The organism is Candidatus Eisenbacteria bacterium, from assembly GCA_016867495.1.
GTDB lineage: Bacteria > Eisenbacteria > RBG-16-71-46 > CAIMUX01 > VGJL01 > VGJL01.
On sequence record VGJL01000120.1, the window covers coordinates 1 to 7,710 of the forward strand.

Annotated in this window: 7 protein-coding genes; 5 read left to right on the forward strand and 2 right to left on the reverse strand. The window is 69.4% G+C overall.

The window, feature by feature from the left end; genetic code table 11:
• The 5 genes from menH to menE all read left to right on the forward strand — a co-directional run.
• Window positions 1-1,203, forward strand: a 1,203-nt coding sequence (menH, locus tag FJY88_10085; protein ID MBM3287680.1) for a 2-succinyl-6-hydroxy-2,4-cyclohexadiene-1-carboxylate synthase, incomplete at its 5' end; no start/stop codon positions are given.
• Entirely contained in the window at window positions 1,197-2,030 is an 834-nt protein-coding gene (gene menB, locus FJY88_10090) for a 1,4-dihydroxy-2-naphthoyl-CoA synthase (protein MBM3287681.1), read from the forward strand. The genes menH and menB, both read left to right, overlap by 7 nt.
• 19 nt (window positions 2,031-2,049) lie before the next feature.
• A complete protein-coding gene (locus tag FJY88_10095; GenBank protein ID MBM3287682.1) occupies window positions 2,050-2,949 on the forward strand; it encodes a 1,4-dihydroxy-2-naphthoate polyprenyltransferase in 900 nt (299 codons plus the stop codon).
• Window positions 2,950-2,956: 7 nt separating this feature from the next.
• A complete protein-coding gene (gene menC / locus FJY88_10100; protein ID MBM3287683.1) occupies window positions 2,957-3,982 on the forward strand; it encodes an o-succinylbenzoate synthase in 1,026 nt (341 codons plus the stop codon).
• Window positions 3,979-5,391, forward strand: coding sequence for an o-succinylbenzoate--CoA ligase (menE, locus tag FJY88_10105; GenBank protein MBM3287684.1), 1,413 nt, complete (start codon window positions 3,979-3,981; stop codon window positions 5,389-5,391). Before menC ends, menE begins: the two co-directional genes overlap by 4 nt.
• Window positions 5,392-5,434: 43 nt before the next feature.
• On the opposite strand, the gene FJY88_10110 is transcribed toward menE, so the two are convergent.
• Window positions 5,435-5,845 carry an acyl-CoA thioesterase gene (locus tag FJY88_10110; GenBank protein MBM3287685.1) on the reverse strand — a complete coding sequence of 137 codons (411 nt, stop codon included), beginning with the start codon at window positions 5,843-5,845 and terminating at the stop codon, window positions 5,435-5,437.
• 260 nt (window positions 5,846-6,105) lie between these two features.
• Complete coding sequence (locus FJY88_10115; GenBank protein ID MBM3287686.1) at window positions 6,106-7,308, reverse strand: IscS subfamily cysteine desulfurase; 1,203 nt, start codon at window positions 7,306-7,308, stop codon at window positions 6,106-6,108.
• Between the last annotated feature and the right edge of the window lie 402 nt (window positions 7,309-7,710).

A 7,710-nucleotide genomic window follows, 5' to 3' on the forward strand; every position in this document is an offset into this window, starting at 1 on the left:
CGTCGTGATCTTCGTCCTCAACAACGATGGGGGCGGGATCTTCTCTCACTTGCCGATCGCCGCCCATCGCGATCTCTGCGAGAGGCTCTTCCACGCGCCGCACGGCCATTCCATGGAGGGCGCCGCCGCGCTTCACGGCCTCTCCTACGCGCGGGCGCAAGGCCGGGGCGAGGCTGCGGAGGCGGTCGCGCGCGGACTCCGGGGCGCGGGGACGAGGATCGTGGAGCTTCGCACGGATGCCGCGGCCTCCGCGATCGAGCACAGAGAGACGATGGAGCGGATCGCGCGCGAGATCGCGCGACGGCTCGCGGCGCGCGCCGAGGGGAGCGCCGCGGGGAGCGGCGCCGCGGAGGGATCTTGATCGAGCGGCGCGTCACAGCGGCGGGGCTTCGCTGGCGCGTGCGCGAGACGGGGGTCGATTCCGGCCGGACGCTCCTGTTGCTGCACGGGTTCGCGGGAGAGGCGTCCTACTGGGACTACCCGGCGTCCCTGCTCGCGGGGCGCCTCTGCGTCGCGCCCGATCTTCCGGGGCATGGAGGGACCGACCCGCCGATCCCGCCCGAGCGGTGGCGCATGGACAGATTGGCCGATGCGATGCTCCTTCTGCTCGATGCGTTGTCGATCGAGAGGGTCGATCTCGTCGGGTACTCGATGGGTGGACGGGCGGCGGTCCACCTCGCCTGCAGCGCGCCTGGCAGGATCGGCTCGCTGACATTGGTCGGCGCTTCGGCCGGGATCGCCGATCCGAAGGAGAGGCGCGAGCGCCTCGCTCAGGATGAGGAGCTGGCATCGCTTCTCGAGCGAGAGGGGATCGAGGCTTTCGTGGCGAGGTGGGAAGCCCTTCCCCTCTTCGAGAGCCAGAGGAGATTGCCGGAGGAGGTTCTCTCGCGGACGCGCCGCATGCGCCTCGCGCAGGATCCTCGCGCCCTTGCCGCGGCCCTGCGCGCGTTCGGGACCGGGTCCCTGGAGCCGCTTTACGACCGGATCGCGGATCTGCCGATGCGTGTCCTCCTGGTCGCCGGGGAAGAGGACGCGAAGTTCGTCGCCATCGCCCGGTCGCTCGCTCTCGCCATGCCCCGCGCTCGCGCGGAGGTCGTGCCCCACGCGGGCCACTCCGTCCCCTTGGAGCGGCCGGAGGCCTTCGCGGGGCTGCTCGAGTCGTTTCTCTCCCGAGCATCGATGGAAGGAGGAATCGGATCGTGAACGAATCGGCCGAGGTCCGCTGGGAATCCGCCGGGACCCATGAGGATATCCGCTACGAGAAGTCCGGAGGGATCGCGAAGCTCACGATCAACCGTCCGGAGGTGCGAAACGCCTTCCGACCGGCGACCCTCTTCGAGCTCGCATCGGCGCTGGCCGACGCGCGGGACGATCCCTCGATCGGCGTTGTGATCCTCACCGGCGCCGGCGATGAGGCGTTCTGCTCCGGGGGCGATCAGAGAGTCCGCGGCGATCAGGGCTATGTCGGAAAGGACGGCGTGCCCCGCCTGAACGTCCTCGATCTGCAGAAGCAGATCCGCTCGCTGCCCAAGCCGGTCATCGCGATGGTCAAGGGGTACGCGATCGGCGGAGGCCACGTCCTCCATCTGGTCTGCGATCTCACCATCGCCGCCGACAACGCCCGCTTCGGACAGACGGGCCCCAAGGTGGGGAGCTTCGACGGCGGATTCGGCGCCTCGATCCTCTCCGACCTGGTCGGCCCGAAGAAGGCGAAGGAGATCTGGTTCCTCTGCCGCCAGTACGACGCCAAGGAGGCGCTGGCCATGGGGCTCGTCAACGCGGTCGTCCCGCTCGCCGAGGTCGAGAGGGAGACGCTCCGCTGGTGCCGGGAGATCCTCGAGCGCAGCCCGATGGCGATCCGGGTCTTGAAATCCGCCTTCAACGCGCGAACCGACGGCGAGGCGGGGCTGCAGGAGCTGGCCGGCAACGCGACGCTCCTCTACTACATGACCGAAGAAGCGCGGGAGGGGCGAGACGCGTACGTCGAGAAGAGGAAGCCGGACTTCTCGCGCTTCCCGAGACTGCCGTAGGGAGCCCGGGAGGGGCGCGATGCCGGCGGGCCTGCGGACCTGGATTCTGGCGGCGCGACCGCGGACCCTGAGCGCCGCGGTCGTCCCGGTTCTCGTGGGAACGGCCCTCGCGGTCGAGAGGAACGCCTTTCGCGCGCTGCCGGCGATCGCCGCTCTCGTCGGGGCGATCGCGATCCAGATCGGGACCAACTTCGCCAACGACTACTCCGACGCCGTCCGGGGGACGGACAGCGAGCGGCGCGGCCCGACGCGCGTGACGCAGGCCGGTCTCGTGACCGAGCGGGCGATGCGCGCGGCCATCGCGATCGCCTTCGGCGTCTCCGTCCTGTGCGGCGTCTACCTCGTGGGAGTCGGGGGCTGGCCCATTCTCGTCCTCGGCATCCTCTCGATCGTCTCGGGGCTCGCCTACACGGGAGGCCCCTACCCGCTCGGCTACCACGGCCTCGGGGAGGTCTTCGTTCTCGCCTTCTTCGGACTCGGCGCCGTCGCGGGCACCTACTACGTCCAGGCGGGCCACCTGATCCTCCCGGCGATCCTTCTCTCGGCGCCTGTCGGCCTCTTCTCGGTGGCCATCCTGGTCGCGAACAACTTGAGAGACATCGAGACCGACCGGCGGGCGGGAAAGATGACGCTGGCGGCGCGATTCGGCCATCGCTTCGGGGCCGCGGAGTATGCCGCGGCCCTGCTGCTCGCCTACCTCACGCCGGCCGCCCTGGCGATCGCGCGCGCCCTCCCCGCCGGATCCCTTCTCTGTCTGCTGTCCCTCCCCCTCGCGATTCCTCTCCTGCGCATCGCCCATCGCGCCGACGCGACTCTGGCCGAGCATCTTCGCCTCCTGGCGGGGACTTCGCGCCTCTTCTTGGTTTTCGGTCTCCTCCTCGGCGCCGGCCTCCTGCTTGACGCCGGTCTTCTGCTGTGAGGAGAGGATGAAGGCGCGGATCCAGGCTCGCCCATATCGTCTCGCGCTCTCGCGGCCCCTCGCGACGGCGGCGGGGGTCATTGCCGAGCGGCGGGGATTCTGGATCCTGGCAGAGGACGAGGAGGGCCGGACGGGTCTCGGAGAGGCGGCTCCTCTCCCCCGCTTCGGAACGGAGACGGTGGAGGAGGCGGCGAGATTTCTCGCGGGGCTATCCGGCTGGCGGACGATCGAGCACGACCTGACGGCGGCGCCACTCTCCTCGCGCGCGGGGCTGGACCTGGCGCGTCTCGATCTGGAGGCGCAGCGCGCGGGGGTATCGCTCGCCGATCATCTGAGCCCCCGCTCGAAGAGGACGGTGAGCGTGAACGCGCTTCTCCGGACGGAGGAACCGGAGGATCTCGCGGCGGAGGCGGCCGACGCCGCGGCTCTCGGCTACGGCACGCTGAAGATGAAGATCGGCGCGCGCGAGCCGGCGGACGACGCGCGTCGCTTCGCGGCCGTCCGGAGGCGGCTCGGTCCGGGCATTCGACTGCGCGCCGACGCGAACCGCGCGTGGGAGGCCGAGACAGCCCTTCATGCGCTGCGGCTCCTCGAGCCGTTCGGACTCGAGTTCGTCGAGGAGCCGGCGAGGGCCGGCATCGAGGCGATCGCGCGCGTCTCCCCCGTTCCGATCTGCGCCGACGAGTCGGTCTGCTCGATCGAGACGGGCCGCAGATTGATCACGGAGCGATCGGTCCCATTCCTGTCGCTCAAGCCCTCTCTCATCGGCGGGATCTCGGCCGCGCGGCGCCTCGCGGAGGAGGCGCATGAGGCCGGGATCGGCGTGGTCATCACATCGGCGCTCGACACTTCGGTCGGCGTCGCCGGGGCCCTTCACCTGGCCGCCTCCCTCCCCTGGCTCGACCGCGCGTGCGGCCTCGCGACCGCGGGCCTGCTCGCGGGCGATCCGGCCGAGGGGCTGGAAGCGCCTTCCGAAGGTTTCCTGCGCGTTCCCCAAGGGCCGGGACTCGGCGTGCGGTTGGGGACTCGATGAGCTCGACGCCCAGGGCGCCCGCGATCGCCTGGCGCGGACGGGAGATCGCGCGCGCGCAACTGGAGGAAGAGGTCCTCGCCGTCGCGCGCAGGCTCCTCGCCCTGGGCGTGAGACCGGGCGATCGCGTCGGGATGCTGGCGCCGGGTTCGATCGACTGGGCCCTCCTCGCGCACGCCATTCCCCGGATCGGCGCCGTGCTGGTCCCCCTCCATGCTCGCCTCGCCCAGGAGGAGGTCTCCCGGCAGATCGGGGAAGCGAATCTCTCGCTCCTGTTGCACGGCGGCGAAGCGGATCTGGATGACGCGACCCTTCTCTCCATCAACGTCGAGGACTTTCGAGCGATCGCCCCCTCGGCCGCTATCCCTCCGCAAGATCTCGATCCGGAGAGGGTCTCCACGATCCTCTTCACGTCGGGAAGCTCCGGCAGGCCGAGAGGGGTGATGCTCACCCGGCGCAACCATCTCGTCTCCGCGGCGGCGTCGTCCCGCGTTCTCGGACTCGGCCCCGAAGACCGGTGGCTCTGCTGTCTGCCCCTCTATCACGTGGGCGGACTGAACATCCTCTATCGCTGCCTGCAGGCGGGGGCGTCCGTGCTCCTCCACGACTCGTTCGATCCCGCGCAGGCCAACCGCGCGATCGACCGAGAGGGAGTCACCCTCGTCTCTCTGGTCTCGGTCATGCTGAGGCGGATGCTCGAGGAGAGGCGCGGACGGCCGTTCCCTCCGGCGCTGCGCGCGATCCTGGTCGGCGGCGGGCCGGTCGAGGACGGGCTGATCGACGCCTGCCCGCAGGCGCTTGCGACCTACGGCCTCACGGAGACCTGCTCCCATGTGACGCTCGTCCGTCCCGGCTCGGGCACGGCCGAGCGGCACAGCGCGGGCCCGCCCCTTCCGGGGATCGATGTCCGGATCGTCGATGACGGTGGCGCGGCTCTTCCCGCAGGATCTCCGGGCGCGATCGAGGTCCGGGGACCGATCGTCATGCAGGGCTACCTGAACGAGTCGACGCCGTCTGTCGTGGACGGCTGGCTCCGGACCGGCGATCTCGGCTTCCTCGATGCGGCCGGGTGCCTGCGCGTCGCGGGAAGATCGACCGACCTGATCATCTCGGGGGGAGAGAACATCCATCCGGCCGAGATCGAGGCGGCCCTGCTCGGGATCCCGGGAGTCGAGGAGGCAGCCGTCATCGGGATCCCGGACGATGCCTGGGGAGAGGTTCCTCTCGCGGTCGTTGCGCGCCGTCGATCCGAAGCCGTGAGCGAGGAATCGATGCGGGAGGCAATCGCGCGCCATCTTGCGGAGAGGCTCGCGCGCTTCAAGATCCCGCTTATCGTCTTCGTCTCCGAGATCCCCCGCCTGCCGAACGGAAAGCCCGACCGCGCGGAGATCCGCCGGCGCTACGCCGGATAGTCCACGCCGGATCGGTCACGCCGAGCGGGCCGCCTCCGATCGATCACGCCAGATAGGAGGAGAGGATCTCGCGCATCGCGGGATCGATCGGCCGCGAACGGCGGGTGGCCCAATCGACGCAGGCGTGGATCGTCGTCACCGTCGCCAGAGCGTCCCCTTCCGGAAGGGAGAGGCTCGATCGGATCGTGTAGCTGCTCTCCCCCACGGCGACCGGCGCCAGCTCGACGACGACTTCCTGCCCGGGGAGGATCGGCTTGTGGAAGTCGGCCTCCGCGTGGACGAGGGGGAAGCCGTAACCCCGTTCCGAGGCGGGGCGATCGAGCGAGTAGCCGATCGTCCGAAGCCATGCCTCGTAGGCGTCGTGGGCGTAATGGAAGATGCGCGCGAAGAAGACGATGCCCGCGGAATCGACGTCGTGGAAGCGGACGGGCAAGCGATAGACGAACGGACGCATGGCTGATCCTCCTCTGTGGCAGAGGAGTCATCATCCGCCATGGCTGGCGGCCGCCGCAATCCCGCGCGTAACTCTTCACGAGCGCGACGCGCTGCGTCAGCGACTCTCGTCCGTGCAGAACGCGGGCCCAGTAGATCCCCGAGCCGGCATCGTTGCCCGCATCGTCCTTGCCGTTCCAGACGATCCGCTGCGCCCCCACGCCCTGCCGAGCGTCCTACAGGTCGCGCTGCCTGTAGCGCCGTCGTCCCGCGGAGAAGGAACTACGCTCCGCCGTCCGGACCCTCGCCCGCCTCGCGCATCATCCTGTAGAGCGGCGAGAGCTCGCGCAGCCTGCGCGCGGTCTCGACCACCCTGGCGCCGACCGTCTCCACTTCCTCAGCGGTGTTGAACCGGCCCAGGCTGAAGCGGATCGAGCTGTGCGCGAGCTCCTCGCTCACGCCGAGCGCCTTCAGAACGTGCGACGGCTCCAGGGTCGCGGAGGTGCACGCGCTGCCCGTCGAGACAGCGATGCCCCGGAGGCCCGCCATCAGCGATTCCCCCTCGCAGTGCGCGAAGCTCACGTTGAGGTTGCCCGGCAGGCGGCGGTCCGGATCGCCGTTCATCAAGACCTGATCGAGCCGGGAGATCAGATGCCAGAGGCGATCGCGCAGGGATCGGGTTCGCGCGGCCTCCCCTTCCATCTCGCTTCCGCAGATCTCGCAAGCGAGGCCGAAGCCGACGATCCCGGGGACATTGAGCGTCCCCGACCGCAGCCCCCTCTCGTGCCCGCCGCCTTCGATCAGAGGAGCCACCTGCACGCGCGGCCCCTTGCTCCGCACGTAGATCGCGCCGACCCCCTTCGGGCCGTAGATCTTGTGCGCGCTCAGCGACGCGATATCGATCTGCATCTTGCCGACATCGAAGGGGATCTTCCCCACGGACTGGACGGCGTCGGTGTGGAGGACCACCCCACGCTCCTTGCAGATCCGACCGATCGCCCCGATCTCCTGGATCGCCCCGACCTCGTTGTTCGCGTGCATGACGGTGACCAGGACCGTCTCCGGACGGATCGCCGCCATGACCGCCGCCGGATCGACGAGGCCTCCGGAGTCGACGGGCAGGTAGGTCACCTCCGCTCCGCGCCGCTCGAGCGCGCCCAGAGGATCGAGGACGGCCTTGTGCTCGATCCGGCTCGAGACGATGTGATTCCCCTTCGCGAGATAGCGCTCATAGACCCCCTTCAGGGCCAGGTTGTTCGCCTCGGTCGCCCCGCTGGTGAAGTAGATCTCTCTCGGGTGAGCCCCGATCAGGCGGGCGACCTGTCCGCGGGCGATCGAGATCGCTTCCTCGGCTTCCCATCCATAGGCGTGGCTGTGACTGGCGGGGTTGCCGAAGCGCTCGCCAAGATAGGGAAGCATCGCCTCCACGACCCGGGGATCGACGGGGCTCGTCGCGGCGTTGTCCATGTAGATCCACCGATTCATGCTCGCACCCGGGTGGAAGCCCCCGCCCGTAGTGGCGAAGGCGCTCTGGGGAGCCCCCCCGGCTGCCGATTGTTCCATCGGGGAGTCGACGCGGTCAATCAGCGGGCTCGTGGGGGCCGCCCGGCACCGAGACGGCCTCTCTAGCCGCATGGCAGAAGCAACGCATTGCAAACTGCAATGTTGTATGGGGTCAGGATCACAACATCGGCCGGTCAGTTGGTTTTGCCGACAGCACGATCCGTCCGGTATACTTGAGACAGCGCCTCGGGAGGTGGTTCCTTGGCTGAAGAGGGCCAGAGAGGTTTCTTGGCGGCGAGGAAGGTCGTTGTCCTGCCTCAGGTCCGCCGCACGAGCCTGGCCCTGACCCTCCTCGAGTTCGCTCACTCCCTCGTCCTCATGCTC

Coding starts and splice junctions, on each gene's coding strand:
- FJY88_10115 (MBM3287686.1), bottom strand. CDS start 7,308: ATGAATCGGTGGATCTACATGGACAACGCCGCGACGAGCCCCGTCGAT.
- menC (MBM3287683.1), top strand. CDS start 2,957: ATGAAGGCGCGGATCCAGGCTCGCCCATATCGTCTCGCGCTCTCGCGG.
- menE (MBM3287684.1), top strand. CDS start 3,979: ATGAGCTCGACGCCCAGGGCGCCCGCGATCGCCTGGCGCGGACGGGAG.
- FJY88_10110 (MBM3287685.1), bottom strand. CDS start 5,845: ATGCGTCCGTTCGTCTATCGCTTGCCCGTCCGCTTCCACGACGTCGAT.
- FJY88_10095 (MBM3287682.1), top strand. CDS start 2,050: ATGCCGGCGGGCCTGCGGACCTGGATTCTGGCGGCGCGACCGCGGACC.